This is a genomic window from Porphyromonas sp. oral taxon 275 (assembly GCF_018127745.1).
GTDB lineage: Bacteria > Bacteroidota > Bacteroidia > Bacteroidales > Porphyromonadaceae > Porphyromonas.
On sequence record NZ_CP072333.1, the window covers coordinates 1317137 to 1331218 of the forward strand.

Consider the following 14082-nt stretch of genomic DNA (forward strand, 5'->3'; position numbering starts at 1 on the left):
GAACAGAATGCTAACACCACTATACCCATAGACAGATGAAGTACACCAAGCAGCTTATCAGCCTGGCCCTAGGGAGCGCCCTCACCCTCCCTGTGGCCGCACAGATCCCGCACCGTAGCTATATCGAGCTCGATGGCTTCGGCGACCACCTCTCGGTGCCCGCGCATGCCGACTTCGACATCAGCCCTACGGACAGCTATACGATCTGTCTCTACCTCTCGGGCGACCGCACGATCACCTACGCCTCAGGCCAGCGACTCGTCTCCCGACGGGACACGCAGCTCAAGGAGGGAGACAAGAGCGGCTACGAACTGCTCGGGCTGAAGAACGTCGCCAAGGACTTCTTCGGCGTCTCCACCCCCGACCAGACGGGCGGCTACGCCCACTCGCTGAATGCCTGGGCAGGCGATGCGCTCCTGCGGCGCGAGCTCCGCAGCTGGCACCACGTGGCCTGGGTCGTCGACCGCAGCCAGAGGCGCATGCAGCTCTACATAGACGGGCAGCTGCAGCAGGTCGGTAGGGACAAGGACATAGAGGGGTGGTCGAGCGCCAACAGCCTCCCCGTGCTCCTAGGTGCGGGACGTGCTGCGGGCAAGGCGACGGCCTTCTTCGGCGGCAAGCTCGACAACATCCGCTTCTACAAGCGCGCCCTTAGCGCCGAGGAGATCAAGCGCGATGGACGCACCGAGCGTATCGCCGCACGCACCCCAGGGCTCGTGGCGGCCTTCGACTTCGACGGCTATCAGGCAGGGGCCAGTCAAATCACCGACGCGACGGGACGCCATACGGCCGAGCTCATCGGCTTCGGCACGAAGGTCCAGCACCCCGAGGTGGCCAGCTACCGCGAGTACATGAATAACGCCTCCCTCGTAGGCCGTGGCAAGGATCAGCCGATTTTCAGCTTCAACCTCGGCCTAAGGAAGCCCCTGCCGCTCCACCAGCTGCAGCTCGACCTCACGGGGACGACGGCGCTCAGCGACATTAAGCAGCTGAAGCTCTACGCCACGGATAACCTCGACCGCTTCGACCCACGAAGCCCGGGGCAGCTCCTTGCTGTAGGGACGGTCAAGGGCAATCCGTTCGTCTCCCTCACACCCGTAGGCCGCGGCGCACAGCTCACCAGCGGCACCAAGCTCTGGGTCGTAGCCGACATCTCAGACGAGGCCGGGGAGGGCCACGAGCTGCAGGTCAAGCTCCACGCCATCAGCCTCGGCGCGGGTCGGCAGCCCTTCGCCCCCGAGGCACTGGCCGCAGTGCACAGCTACGGCATCGTCCTGCAGCGCAGCCTCATCTGGGCGCCAGGGGAGAACCACTCCGCTCACTACCGCATCCCAGGCATCATCCGCCTCAACGATGGCACCCTCGTGGCGAGCATCGACAAGCGTAAGAACAGCGAGTACGACCTGCCCGAGGATATCGACATCGAGGTCAAGCACAGCCACGACGGTGGCAAGACCTGGAGTGCCCCCACGACGGTAGCTAAGGGGCGCCCCGAGCAGGGCTTCGGCGACGCCGCTATGGCTACCGATGGCAAGAATATCTACATGGTCATGGTCAGCGGCTCGGGACTGTGGAACTACCCTAGCCAGGCCTCCAAGCCCCTACAGATGTACGCCACCAAGAGCACGGACGGCGGCCGCAGCTGGGAGCCCGTGCGTGAGATCTCCAGCGAGGTCTACACCGACCGCTTCCCCTATGGCGGCTTCTTCGGCTCGGGCAATGGGATCATCACCAGCAAGGGCCGCATCATGTTCGTCGCCGCTATGCGCATGGGCGCCAACTGGGGCGGGCAGATGGACAACGTGCTCGTCTACTCCGACGACCAGGGCAAGAGCTGGCATAGCTCACCCATCGTACGTAGCAACGGTGACGAGGCTAAGGTTATCGAGCTCTCCGACGGATCGCTCCTCGTCTCGAGCCGCAACCGCGCAGGCGGAGCCAACGAACGCACCTTCGTCCGCTCTCGCGACGGCGGCCTCACCTGGACGGCACCTGCCACCTGGCCCGAGCTGAAGGGCAATTCCTGCAACGCCGCCCTCACGCGCTACGCCCCCGTAGGCACCAGCAAGGACAGCCATCTGCTGCTGCACACCCTACCCACCAGCCCCACGCGTGACCACCTGCGCATCTTCCTCAGCGAGGACGAAGGCAAGACCTGGGGCTACTCGCGCGAGCTCTGCCGCGGTGAGGCCGTCTACAGCGAGGTCGTCATCCTCGAGGACGGCACCCTCGGCATCATCAGCGAGGAGAACGATCGCCCCGGCTTCGACATCTACTTCACCCGCGTCTCCCTCGACTGGATCCGCAAGGGGACGAAGCACCAGCGCTAGCCCTCCTCCACTACGCTTCCCTCTAAGGAGGCGCGCCGTGCATCACTTGCACGGCGCGCCTCTCCCTTTTACCGACAAGTAAGCCTAGGACTCCTCGAAGCCTGACCTTACTTCTCGGCAACAGTCGTATCGCTTCCCTTGAGACTAGCGAAAGACAGCCACCACAGCTCTCCCTCGCCTAGCCCTCAAGCATCCACTCCAGCGCTCCAGCGGCTAGGGAGCTCCCTCCCCCGTACCCCAAGCGAAGCACCTCCAGGGAGTACTGCGCTAGCTCCAAGGGCTCACGATCTAGCCCAAGCAAATAGCCCCAGCACCGAGACTCGGTACTGGGGCTATTTGCCTTAGTGTGCGGCCTCGGCCGCAGGGAGGGGCTAGAGCGTCTGAAGGACGAAGCTCAGCTCAATCTCGTCGTTGATGAACTTATCGCCGAGGCCGGTGAAGAAGCTCTTGGAGCCGTACTTCACGTTCCAGTCCGCACGGTTGATGCGGAAGGTCTGGCTGGTGAAGCTGTACTTGCCCGTAGCGGCGTCGCGCTGTATGGAGGCCACGGGGATGGTGATGTTCTTCGTCACATCCTTGAGCGTCAGGTTGCCCTTGAGCTCCTTGATGTCGGCGATCTTGAGCCCTTCGGCGGGGACGTCCGTCAGCTCGAACTTAGCCTCGGGGTACTTCGCAGCGTCGAAGAAATCCTCACCTTCGAGGTGTGCCTTCAGCTTGTCCCCACCGTCCTCGGCCTTGAGGTCCTCGACGATGATGCCGTCCATCTTGATGGTGACGTAGCCGCCGTGCAGCACATCATCCTTGATATCCAGCTGGCCCGCGCTGATGGGGAGCTTGCCGTAGTGCTCTCCGCCGGGCTTGAAGCCCTTCCAGGAGAGGGCCGAGGCCGTAGCGTCTACGGACAGAGCTTCAGCTGCTACATCGCTGACTGCAGCTGCTTCGCTAGCTGCTACACTGCCCTCGCCCTTGCTGCTACCAGAGCAGGAGGCAAGGCTAAGCCCTAGCGCAAAGATCCCGGCCAGGGCAATCGTCTGATACTTCATATTCCTTATATCCTTGTGATGTCGTGGCGCAGGCAGTGCCCGCACCGATACCAATTCTTATACGCCCCTTTCTTGGGGCTATGGGTAAGTAACGCTTGTTCCTTACCTTTTGTTTTGCCTAAGCCTTCGCGGCGCTCAGCTCAGTGCTTGCGCTCCTTACCTTGATTGCCCACCTCCGCCTCGCTGTCGTCCGCTCGCCTAGTCTCGAAGGAGCCTCACGGCCTACAACCACATCGCTCCCCAGCGAAGCGCAAGCATAGTCCGAGGCTCCCTGAGGGATATCAGTCAGGACGCTGAGGGACGTCCTTCAGGAAGCTAAGGGATATCAGTCAGGCAGCTGAGGGATATCCCTCAAGACGCCCGCACAAGGCACGCAGTTTGCTTCGCCCCCCTTGCTCGCTCCCGCTGAGGCAGCTTAGGCGAGGCCTCACCAGCTGAACTGCGAGCACCTTTGGGCAATGGAAACGAACGAATGCTCCTACAAGCGTACTAGGCAATGCATCTACTCTAAGATTCCCCTCCCAAGGAGCGCAGCCTCGGAGCGCTTGCCCCTAAGCAAACCGAGCTATAGACGCGAGCTAGCTTGGGAACAACACCGATGAGGGCGACAAGAGGGCCTAAAATACAGTGTCCGCCCCTCCCTAGCCGAGGCTAAGGGAGAGGCGGACACTCTGTGCACCTATGGGGTGGCGAGGATATGCTATCTCTGAGATCTAGCTGAGGAAGCTCAAGAGGATACCCGCGGCGACGGCTGAACCGATGACCCCAGCTACGTTGGGCCCCATGGCGTGCATGAGGAGGTAGTTGGTCGGGTCATACTCGAGGCCCAGCGTCTGCGAGATGCGCGCCGAGTCGGGCACAGCCGATACCCCGGCATTCCCGATAAGCGGGTTGATCCTATTCTCTGGCTTGAGGAAGAGGTTGAAGAGCTTCACAAAGAGGACTCCGCAGCAGGTGGCCACGATGAAGGAGAAGGCTCCGAGTCCGAAGATCAGCACCGAGTTCCCCGTGAGGAACTCTGTGGCCTGCGTCGAGGCCCCGACCGTCACCCCTAGGAGGATGGTCACGGTGTCGATGAGTGGCCCCTTAGCCGTATCTGCCAGGCGCTTGGTGACGCCGCTCTCACGTAGCAGGTTCCCGAAGAAGAGCATACCCAGAAGAGGGAGCGCCGGTGGGACGAGCATCGTGGTGAGCAGCAGTCCTGCGATGGGGAAGATGATCTTCTCCGTCTGCGAGACCTGGCGGGGGCGCTTCATACGCATGACGCGCTCCTTGGAGGTCGTCAGTAGACGCATGAAGGGGGGCTGGATCACCGGTACGAGGGCCATGTAGGAGTAGGCCGAGACAGCAATCGCGCCGAGTAGGTGGGGCGCTAGGCGGTTGGAGAGGAAGATAGCCGTAGGGCCATCAGCCCCGCCGATGATGCCTATAGCACCAGCCTCTGGGGGAGTAAAGCCCAGCCCCAGAGCTGTCATGTAGGCGGCGAAGATACCAGCCTGCGCAGCAGCCCCGACGAGCATGAGCTTCGGGTTCGAGATGAGCGCGGTGAAGTCGGTCATGGCGCCGATCCCCAGAAAGATCAAGGGCGGATACCAGCCCTGTCGTACTCCCTGATAGAGGATATTCAGCACCGAACCTTCCTCGTAGATACCTACCTGCATCCCCTGCTGCATCGGGATATTACCGATGAGCATGCCGAAGCCAATGGGGATGAGCAGGAGGGGCTCGAACTCGTATTTGATCGCCAAGAAGATGAAGAGCAGCCCCACCAAGATCATGATGAGGTGGCCCATCGTTGCATTCGCCATTCCCGTGAAGGAATAGAACGTCTGCATATTCTCGACTAAGAAGCCCCAGAAGGACATAGTACTAGCCTATGATGACGATGTCCGAGCCTTCGAGGATGTTGTCCCCCTTGGCTACCTTGATCGCCGTGATGACGCCATCGCACTCAGCGTTGATGTTGTTCTCCATCTTCATTGCTTCGAGGATAGCGACGGTCTGGCCTGCCTTGACGCTGTCACCTACAGCTACCTTGATGTCGAGGATGACACCAGGCAGGGGCGACTGTACGGGCGTACCCTTGCCAGCAGGAGCAGCAGGCTCAGCAGCGGGGGCTGGAGCAGCGGCAGGAGCGATGGGCTGGGGTGCTGGGGCTGCAGCTGGAGCAGGGGCAGGAGCTGCAGCGGCTGCGGGTGCTGCGGCAGGCTTAGCTGCGGGGCGAGCCACTGGGGCGCTGAAGCCCTCGTCGAGGATGTCTACCTTGTAGGAGACCCCGTTCACTTCGACAGCAGCGGTCGTACCGTCGATATCGATGATGGCTACGCTGTAGTCGTTGCCGTTGATCTTATACTTGTACTCTTTCATGAGGATGCGTTATTTGTTGGTGTGGTATATCTGTACTATCGAGTAGGCAGCACACGCATGGTGTGCGCCTTGGAGCTCCAGGCCGAGGGGACGCTGCTACGCTTGTAGGTCAGCACGTAGGACTCTTGGTCGTGATTGTGCTTACCCAGCTCCTCATGCAGGGCATAGGAGATAGCGGCGAAGACCTCGGAGAGATTCTTTTCCTGCTGCATAATGCGGGGTTTCGATTAGTGATTATAGCGTTGTAGCCCCTGGATGCGCGCATTCCACTGCGTAGGTCGGCGGCGAATGGTCAGGACGTAGCTCTCGTGGTCGTGCTGGGCCTCGCGCTCGCTAGCCAGTGCCATAGCTATGGCGGCAGCTAGCTCACCCGAGGGCGCAGTGCTCGCGGCGCGGAGGGCCAGCGAGATGGCCACTAGAGCCTCTGGACTGGGCTTCGCTGCTCCAGAGGCAGCGGGGCTACCAGCGGTAGCCTGCGCTACGGGAGCTGTACCCTTACCTCTGGTGAAGAGGCAGCCTAGGTACTTGAAGACCAGCACGAGCATCGTGAGGGCGAGGAAGACGACGAGGACGGCCGTGAGGGTCATGATGAGCCCTGCAGGATCCTGCGCTTGCAGGGTCTGCACCTTCGCGGAGAGCGGGGCGGTCTCGGCCGCCCACAGGCTATCCGCGGCGGCTGCTCCGAGGAGCAGGCCAGCGGATAGTGTGTATCTGCGTAGGGTATTCATGCTGCGGTAGAGCTTGAATGAGGACACGGCTGCGTCTCCAGCGCTAGACTAGAGAGGCAGGTTGTCGTGCTTCTTGGCAGGATTGATCTGCTTCTTGGTACGCAGCTGCTCGAGGGCGCGGATGATGCGGAAGCGCGTGTTGCGTGGCTCGATGACATCATCCATGAAGCCATAGGAGGCAGCGTTGTAGGGGTTGGCGAAGGCCTTGCGGTATTCCTCTTCCTTCTGTGCAGCAGCCTCGGCGGGGTTCTCAGAGGCGGCTACTTCCTTGGCGAAGATGACCTCTACGGCACCTGCAGGGCCCATCACAGCGATCTCAGCCGAGGGCCAAGCGAGGTTGACATCCGAGCGGAGGTGCTTGGAGCTCATGACGATGTAGGCACCACCATAGGCCTTACGCAGCGTGACGGTGATCTTGGGCACCGTAGCCTCCCCGTAGGCGTAGAGCAGCTTAGCACCGTGGACGATGACCCCATTGTACTCCTGGCCCGTACCGGGGAGGAAGCCTGGGACGTCGACGAGCGTAACCAGAGGGATGTTGAAGGCGTCACAGAAGCGGACGAAGCGGGCAGCCTTACGCGAAGCGTTGCTGTCGAGCGCACCGGCCATAACCATGGGCTGGTTCGCTACGATACCGACGCTCTGACCGTTGAAGCGAGCGAAGCCGATGATGATGTTCTTGGCGTAGTCCTTGTGGATCTCGAGGAACTCACCGTTATCGACGATCGTGCCGATGACGTCATACATGTTGTAGCCGCGGTTGGGCTGGTCGGGGATGATGGTATTGAGGACATCATCGACGCGGTCTACAGCGTCCGTGGGCTCTACGCAGGGAGCCTCCTCCATGTTGTTCTGAGGGATGAAGGAGAGCAGGTGACGGATGAGGCGGATACCCTCCTCTTCGTTGTCGACGGCGAAGTGAGCGACACCACTCTTGGAGGCGTGTACGCTAGCACCACCGAGCTGCTCCTGCGTCACATCCTCGCCCGTGACGGTCTTGACGACCTTAGGCCCGGTGAGGAACATGTAGCTCGTGCCCTTGCTCATGATGTTGAAGTCCGTCAGTGCGGGCGAGTAGACAGCACCCCCAGCGCAGGGACCGAAGATCGCGGAGATCTGAGGGACGACACCCGAGGCCAGGATATTGTTCTGGAAGATGTCCCCGTAGCCGCTCAGGGCGTTGATCCCCTCCTGGATACGAGCACCGCCCGAGTCATTCAGACCGATGACAGGGGCACCCATGAGCATAGCCAGCTCCATGACCTTACAGATCTTGGAAGCGAGCATCTCAGAGAGGGCACCGCCGAAGACCGTGAAGTCCTGAGCGAAGACGTAGACCAGACGACCATCGATCGTACCCGAGCCCGTGACGACGCCGTCACCGAGGAACTTCGTCTTGTCGATACCGAAGTTGGTAGAGCGGTGCAGGACGAAGGTATCGATCTCGTCGAAGCTGCCTTCGTCGAGGAGCATGGCGATACGCTCACGTGCGGTGAACTTGCCCTTCTGATGCTGGCTGTCGATTCGCTTCTGGCCGCCACCGAGGTGCGCCTGGGCACGGAGCTGGATCAGCTCCTTGATTTTCTCTAACTGAACACTCATATTGATTAGCTTTTAGACTATTGCTTGTCTAGGTAGTTTGATGGGAAGTCCCGCCGCGGATCCTCTAGGCGCTCAGCCTAGGCTCCCGACAGCGAGAGGGACACAAGCGAGGATGGGATGACAGTAGCCTGATATAGTACTACTATCATCCCATCCTCATCAGATGCTTACTTGACGTCGCGGCTATCGCATAGCTCGGTGAGGACGCCCAGCGTGCTCTTGGGGTGAAGGAAGCCGATATTGAGCCCCTCAGCACCCTTGCGCGACTGCTTGTCGATGAGCTGTACCCCCTTGTCGCCCAGCTCCTGGAGCGCCTCGTCGGTATTGGGCACTGCGAAGGCGATGTGGTGGATCCCCTCGCCGCGCTTCTCGATGAACTTAGCGATCGTGCTTTCAGGCGAGGTAGCCTCGAGGAGCTCGATCTTCGTCTGACCGACCTTGAAGAAAGCCGTCTTGACCTTCTGGTCAGCAACTTCCTCAATGTTATAGCACTTCAGCCCTAGGAGACCTTCGTAGTAGGGCAGGGAGGCCTCGATGCTCTTGACAGCAATACCGAGGTGTTCGATGTGTGTAAGGTTCATAAGCTATCTGTGATGCTTTGAATAATGTTGGTGCGGGGGACGCTCCCCCGCCTGTTCCTACTGCAAATGTAAGAATATATCTCTAATCCCAGGCCATGCTCCGCACCCGAGCCTGTCGAGGGCCTGCGGGCAGCCTACGCTCTGGCCACTCGGGGCCGCACTCAGGCAGGCCTCGCACCGAGCTGCGACCTAAGGGGGACGCCGCCGCGAGGCAAAGGGGAGCGGGAAAAGTAATATAAGAACTGGCACTGAGGGCTATCAGTCAGCGCGCTGAGGGATAAGGGGGACGGCGAAAAGTAATATAAGAATTCTCGGCGCCCCTATAGACGCGCCACGCTGAACTACAGCTCGCGCCTTGCTGAGGGCTTGCTTGGGGCGCGGGGAGTCCTTGGTCGAAGCTCGTGGAGCGCTTATGCACACCTTCCCGAGGGCATTCCACCCAGGCAGCGAGGCCCAGCTCCCCTACCCCTCAGCGCTCCGAGCGAGGTGCGGGAGCGGCAGTCGCGGGGCAAGCGCAGCGGCTGGAGGAGGCCACTTCGGAGGCCGCTCGGAGCTGCTCCCTATACATTATTATATAGCCCCTCGCCCGAGGGGGTGCGGAGGCTCCGCAAGCGGGGGCAGCGCAGGCACAGGAGGCTGGCAGTGGGATATTACGTAGAAAACGGCTATTTTTGTGGGCGTTATACCCCTATATCCACACAGGACCCAAGGAATCAGATAACAATTATATAAGTAAACAGACACGATGCAAAACAAAGGATTTGTGACCTTCGTCACAGCGAGCTTGGCTTTGATCTGTGCCTTCTACCTATCCTTCTCCTTCGTAACGAACCATTACGATAAAAAGGCGGAGCAGATGGGTGAGGCTGCGGGCAAGGCCTACCTCGACTCGATGGCCAACGAGAAGGTCTACTTCGGCTACACCCTCAAGGAGGTGCGTCAGCAGCAGATCGGTCTTGGGCTTGACCTCAAGGGCGGGATGAACGTCATCCTCAAGCTCAACGCTGCCGATCTAGTGAAGAATCTCGCTGGTAATCCAGAGGACCCCAACTTCGCGAAGGCACTCGATGCTGCCTCCAAGAGTCCCTCACAGAGCAACTACATCGACCAGTTCGTCACCGAGTACAAGCGACTCAGCCCTGGGGCTAACCTAGCCGTCCTCTTCGGCTCGGGCGACCTGCGCGACCAGATCAACCCCTCCACGAGTGAGGCTAAGGTCATCGAGCTGCTCAAGGAGAAGTACAACAGTGCTGTCGAGGCCTCGTTCAACGTCCTGCGTGTACGTATCGACCGCTTCGGGGTCGTAGCGCCCAACCTGCAGCGCCTCGAGGGCCAGGGCCGCATCCTCGTCGAGCTCCCTGGTGTCAAGGAGCCCGAGCGTGTACGCGAGCTCCTGCAGCGTAGCGCCAACCTTCAGTTCTGGCGCACCTACACCATCGAGGAGGTGGGCAACGACCTAATGGGTCTGAGCGATCGCCTGCTGGCACTCGGTGCTCCCGCACCTGCTGCAGCCCCCGCCGACAGCCTCGCCGCTGACTCCACGCACCAGCATGTAGCTACGGCACCCGCCGCTGCTGTACCTGCCCACATCGACACGCTGGCCAAGTACCTGCAGATCGGTGGTCGTGGTGGCGCTACTGTCGCTATCGCCAACGACCGCGACCGCAGCAAGATCGACTCCCTGCTGGCCCTGGCGACAGAGCACAAGCTCCTACCCGAGGACCTCAAGCTCATGTGGGGTGCTAAGGCGATTGAAGACCCCAAGACGGGTAAGGCTACCAGCCTCTACGAGCTCTACGCCATCCGCACCAACCGCAGCGGCAAGCCCGACCTCTCGGGGGATGTCGTCGTCAGTGCTAAGGGCGACGTAGACCACCAGCAGATCGGTAGCGCTCAGCCCCACGTCTCCATGACGATGAACCAGGAGGGCGCTCAGATCTGGGCACGCCTGACGAAGGAGAACAAGTACCGCTGCATCGCCATCGTCCTCGACGGGGTCGTCTACTCCGCCCCCAGCATCCGTGACGAGATCACGGGCGGGCAGTCCTCCATCTCGGGGAACTTCACCATCGAGGAGGCGACCGACCTGGCGAACGTGCTGAACTCGGGTAAGATGGAGACCACCATCGTCATCGAGCAGGAGAACGTCGTAGGGCCTACCCTCGGCCGTGCCTCCATCGAGGCTGGGATCATCTCCTTCGCCATCGCTCTGGTGCTGCTGATGATCTACATGTGCCTGGCCTATGGCTTCATCCCTGGGATGATCGCCAACCTCGCCCTCGTGGTCAATAGCTTCTTCACCCTCGGGATCCTGGCTTCCTTCAACGCTGTGCTCACCCTCTCGGGGATCGCCGGGCTTGTCCTGACCCTCGGTATGGCGGTGGACGCCAACGTGCTCATCAACGAGCGCATCAAGGAGGAGCTGCGCAAGGGCAAGGGCATGACGCGCGCCATCGCCGACGGCTATGGCAATGCCTTCAGCGCTATCTTCGACTCCAACCTCACGTCCATCATCACGGGCGTAGTCCTCTTCTACTTCGGCTCGGGCCCCATCCGCGGCTTCGCCACGACGCTCATCATCGGTCTGGTAGCCTCCTTCATCACGGCGGTCTTCCTCACCCGTATGGCCTTCGAGGCGCTGGATAAGCACCACAAGCTGGACAAGGTGACCTACACGACAGCCATGACGCGCAATCTGCTGGTCGACCCCAAGTTCAACTTCCTCGGCGCTCGCATCAAGGGCTACATCCTGCCCGCAGTGCTGCTCATCGCTGGGCTCGTAAGCTACATCAGTGTAGGGCTCAATCAGGGGATCGAGTTCTCGGGCGGACGTAACTACATCATCAAGTTCGACCAGAAGGTAGACAACCAGCAGGTCCGTGAACGTCTGGCTCCCGTCCTCGACGGCAAGCTCGTCCTCACTGCCATTGGTACCGAGGGCAACGAGGTACGCGTCTCGACGAACTACCTCATCGAGAACTCGGGCGACCAGGTAGAGCAGGAGCTCGTGTCCAAGCTCTACGAAGGGCTCAATGGCTTCTATAAGGTCAAGCCCAGCCAGGCAGACTTCGCGACCGAGTACATCGTCAGTTCGCAGAAGGTCAGCGCTAGCATGTCCTCCGACATCACGCAGGGCGCCGTCATCGCCGTCTGCCTCGCGCTGCTCTTCATGGCCGTGTACATCCTCATCCGCTTCCGCAACGTAGCCTTCTCCATCGGGGCCTTCGCCTCGGTCACGGTCACGACGCTGCTCATCATCGCCATGTACGCGCTGCTGTGGAAGGTCATGCCCTTCACCATGGAGGTAGACCAGAACTTCATCGCCGCCCTACTGGCCGTCATCGGCTATGCCATCAATGACGTGGTGATCGTCTTCGACCGTATCCGTGAGGAGCTAGGTCTGCGTCCGCAGGCAGAGCGCTTCGAGGTGATCAACGGCGCACTGAACTCGACGCTCTCCCGTACGCTGAATACTTCCTTCACGACCTTCCTCGTGATGATCATCGTCTTCGGCTTCGGTGGTGCCTCGATGCGTAGCTTCACCTTCACCATCCTCCTCGGGATCATCTTCGGTACCTACTGCACGCTCTTCGTCGCTACGCCGATCGCCTACGAGCTGATCAAGCGTCGCAGCGCCAAGGCAGCAGTCAAGGCCTAGTCCTCCCGCCTCGGGCTCGCTCCTAGCGTAGCCCATGAGCTAGACGCCCCCAGCATCCGCCGATGGATGCTGGGGGCGTCTAGCTTTTTTGTTACCTTTGCTAGGCCGCAGCGGGGGAAGCTGTCCTCCCTACTGTAGCAACCCAAAGAACGCACATACATACCACACTCAGTAGAGCTCGCCCACCCACACGCGACAACCTTTCTCTTAATTACATATACACCCTATGAAACGTGGCATCTACCACTGTACGCTAGCACTACTGCTAGCACTACTGCCTGCCCTCCCCAGCTGCAAGGCGCAGACCGAACTCGAGGAGACCAGCCTCACCGTCTCGACCACGACGCTCAGCTTCGCCAGCACCGCCTCCGAGCAGAGCATCTCCGTACAGACGAGCGCCGAGAGCTGGTCCTACCTCTCCCCACAGGAATTCACTTGGTTCACCCTCGAGCAGAGCGGAGCGCAGCTCAAGGTCAAGGTCAAGGCTAATACCGAGGCGCGTGAGCGCACGGGCGTCATCGCCATCAGCTCGGGCGGACAGCAGCGCCGCGTGCTGGTCAAGCAGGCTGCCGCTGAGGCGACACTCACGACCGAACTCAAGCGCATCGAGCTTCCCCAGGAGGGCGGCACACGCACCATCCTCCTCACCAGCAACGGCGAGGCCATCAAGGCCGAGCTCGCCACCGCGAGCAACTGGCTGAGTATCCTCGAGGTGAGCCCCACCAAGCTCGTCCTCCAGGCAAGCCCCAACAGCGAGCAGGCTGCCCGCTCGGCTAAGATCAACCTCAGCCTCGGCAAGAGTCTGCGTGAGCTCGAGGTCGTCCAGCAGGGTACCCTCTCCTACTACCTTCCCCTAGAGATCTACCCAGCCCCCCTACACCAGATACTTAATTATGAACGCGCGCGCGGGAGTGTCCTCGCCAGCGTCGCGACGGATCAGCAGCAGGGGCGCACGGTCTACCACTTCCTCTCGACCAATCCGCAGATCGCCTCCATCGACTACAGCTTCCAGACCAAGCACCAGCACAGCTACTACACGGCCACCATCACGAGCCAGCACCCCGAGCTCTACAAGGGTAATGCCGCCTTCGCCAGCTACCTCAGCGCCCAGGGCTTCACGAAGCAGGGCGAGAAGAAGCAGGACGATATCCTGATCGAGGTCTACAGCAAGGACAAGAGCTCCTACGTCCTGCAGGTAGTCTACACGCCCACTGCCGTCACCCTCACCTTCCAGTACCTGAGCATACAGCGCCAGAGCTACGCCACCTTCAAGACGCTGCCCATGCAGCTGCAGCTCACCCGCCTCGGGAACCGCAAGATGAATATCCTCGGTACCGCGCGCAGCGAGATCGCCGCCTACGAGGGTGGCCTGCAGAGCACGCTCGACAAGAATCTGGGCGTCGCCACCTATGACCGCTACTACGTCAAGCAGAGCATCGACGGAGAGTTCGTCCGTGGCTACTTCTTCTACGCTGCAGGCGGTGACATCCCCGCAGGCGACCCCCACATCGACCACATCACGGCCGTGCAGGGGCTCTACGAAGAGAAGAGCCTAGGCTTCTACCTTGATGACTTCGGCGAGTACCACCTGACGCAGGAGTTCACCAAGCTGCTCAGCGACGCAGGCTACCAGTACCAGTACCGCCTCAAGGGAGGGCAGCAGTTCTTCTACAACAGCAGCAAGAAGACCGCCCTCTTCGCCTCCATCACCACCCTCGACGGGGTCAAGTACATCCTTCAGATCCAGGCGGCGCTCCTCTAGCGCGGCCCTCG

At 60.8% G+C, this 14082-nt stretch carries 10 protein-coding genes; 3 read left to right on the forward strand and 7 right to left on the reverse strand.

The features are described from left to right. Window positions 1-35 precede the first annotated feature (35 nt). Window positions 36-2330, forward strand: a complete 2295-nt coding sequence (locus J4862_RS05305; protein WP_211788090.1) for an exo-alpha-sialidase — start codon at window positions 36-38, stop codon at window positions 2328-2330. A 371-nt stretch (window positions 2331-2701) separates the two neighbouring features. Here J4862_RS05305 and J4862_RS05310 read toward each other — a convergent pair whose 3' ends face one another. The 7 genes from J4862_RS05310 to mce all read right to left on the reverse strand — a co-directional run bounded on the left by J4862_RS05310 (window position 2702) and on the right by mce (window position 8651). Next, window positions 2702-3373, reverse strand: a complete 672-nt coding sequence (locus J4862_RS05310) for a YceI family protein (RefSeq protein WP_211788091.1) — start codon at window positions 3371-3373, stop codon at window positions 2702-2704. A 713-nt stretch (window positions 3374-4086) separates the two neighbouring features. Continuing rightward, window positions 4087-5238 carry a sodium ion-translocating decarboxylase subunit beta gene (locus tag J4862_RS05315; RefSeq protein ID WP_211788092.1) on the reverse strand — a complete coding sequence of 384 codons (1152 nt, stop codon included), beginning with the start codon at window positions 5236-5238 and terminating at the stop codon, window positions 4087-4089. A 4-nt stretch (window positions 5239-5242) separates the two neighbouring features. Then, entirely contained in the window at window positions 5243-5740 is a 498-nt protein-coding gene (locus tag J4862_RS05320) for an acetyl-CoA carboxylase biotin carboxyl carrier protein subunit (protein WP_211788093.1), read from the reverse strand. Window positions 5741-5775: 35 nt separating this feature from the next. After that, on the reverse strand, window positions 5776-5952 hold the full coding sequence (locus J4862_RS05325) for a hypothetical protein (RefSeq protein ID WP_211788094.1): 177 nt from the start codon (window positions 5950-5952) through the stop codon (window positions 5776-5778). 15 nt (window positions 5953-5967) lie between these two features. Then, the gene (locus J4862_RS05330; protein ID WP_211788095.1) at window positions 5968-6468 is read right to left on the reverse strand and encodes an OadG family protein; all 501 of its coding nucleotides are present in this window, start codon (window positions 6466-6468) and stop codon (window positions 5968-5970) included. Window positions 6469-6516: 48 nt separating this feature from the next. Next, window positions 6517-8070 carry an acyl-CoA carboxylase subunit beta gene (locus tag J4862_RS05335; RefSeq protein ID WP_211788096.1) on the reverse strand — a complete coding sequence of 518 codons (1554 nt, stop codon included), beginning with the start codon at window positions 8068-8070 and terminating at the stop codon, window positions 6517-6519. 167 nt (window positions 8071-8237) lie between these two features. Beyond that, entirely contained in the window at window positions 8238-8651 is a 414-nt protein-coding gene (mce, locus tag J4862_RS05340) for a methylmalonyl-CoA epimerase (RefSeq protein ID WP_211788097.1), read from the reverse strand. Window positions 8652-9396: 745 nt separating this feature from the next. Between mce and secDF the strand changes: the two genes are divergently transcribed. Then, window positions 9397-12309, forward strand: coding sequence for a protein translocase subunit SecDF (secDF, locus tag J4862_RS05345; RefSeq protein WP_211788098.1), 2913 nt, complete (start codon window positions 9397-9399; stop codon window positions 12307-12309). A gap of 226 nt (window positions 12310-12535) precedes the next feature. Next, entirely contained in the window at window positions 12536-14071 is a 1536-nt protein-coding gene (locus tag J4862_RS05350; protein WP_211788099.1) for a BACON domain-containing protein, read from the forward strand. Window positions 14072-14082 lie beyond the last annotated feature (11 nt).

Bases quoted from the DNA above. Each gene is read 5' to 3' on its own strand.
- J4862_RS05305 (WP_211788090.1), top strand. From the start codon at position 36: ATGAAGTACACCAAGCAGCTTATCAGCCTGGCCCTAGGGAGCGCCCTC.
- J4862_RS05310 (WP_211788091.1), bottom strand. From the start codon at position 3,373: ATGAAGTATCAGACGATTGCCCTGGCCGGGATCTTTGCGCTAGGGCTT.
- J4862_RS05315 (WP_211788092.1), bottom strand. From the start codon at position 5,238: ATGTCCTTCTGGGGCTTCTTAGTCGAGAATATGCAGACGTTCTATTCC.
- J4862_RS05320 (WP_211788093.1), bottom strand. From the start codon at position 5,740: ATGAAAGAGTACAAGTATAAGATCAACGGCAACGACTACAGCGTAGCC.
- J4862_RS05325 (WP_211788094.1), bottom strand. From the start codon at position 5,952: ATGCAGCAGGAAAAGAATCTCTCCGAGGTCTTCGCCGCTATCTCCTAT.
- J4862_RS05330 (WP_211788095.1), bottom strand. From the start codon at position 6,468: ATGAATACCCTACGCAGATACACACTATCCGCTGGCCTGCTCCTCGGA.
- J4862_RS05335 (WP_211788096.1), bottom strand. From the start codon at position 8,070: ATGAGTGTTCAGTTAGAGAAAATCAAGGAGCTGATCCAGCTCCGTGCC.
- mce (WP_211788097.1), bottom strand. From the start codon at position 8,651: ATGAACCTTACACACATCGAACACCTCGGTATTGCTGTCAAGAGCATC.
- secDF (WP_211788098.1), top strand. From the start codon at position 9,397: ATGCAAAACAAAGGATTTGTGACCTTCGTCACAGCGAGCTTGGCTTTG.
- J4862_RS05350 (WP_211788099.1), top strand. From the start codon at position 12,536: ATGAAACGTGGCATCTACCACTGTACGCTAGCACTACTGCTAGCACTA.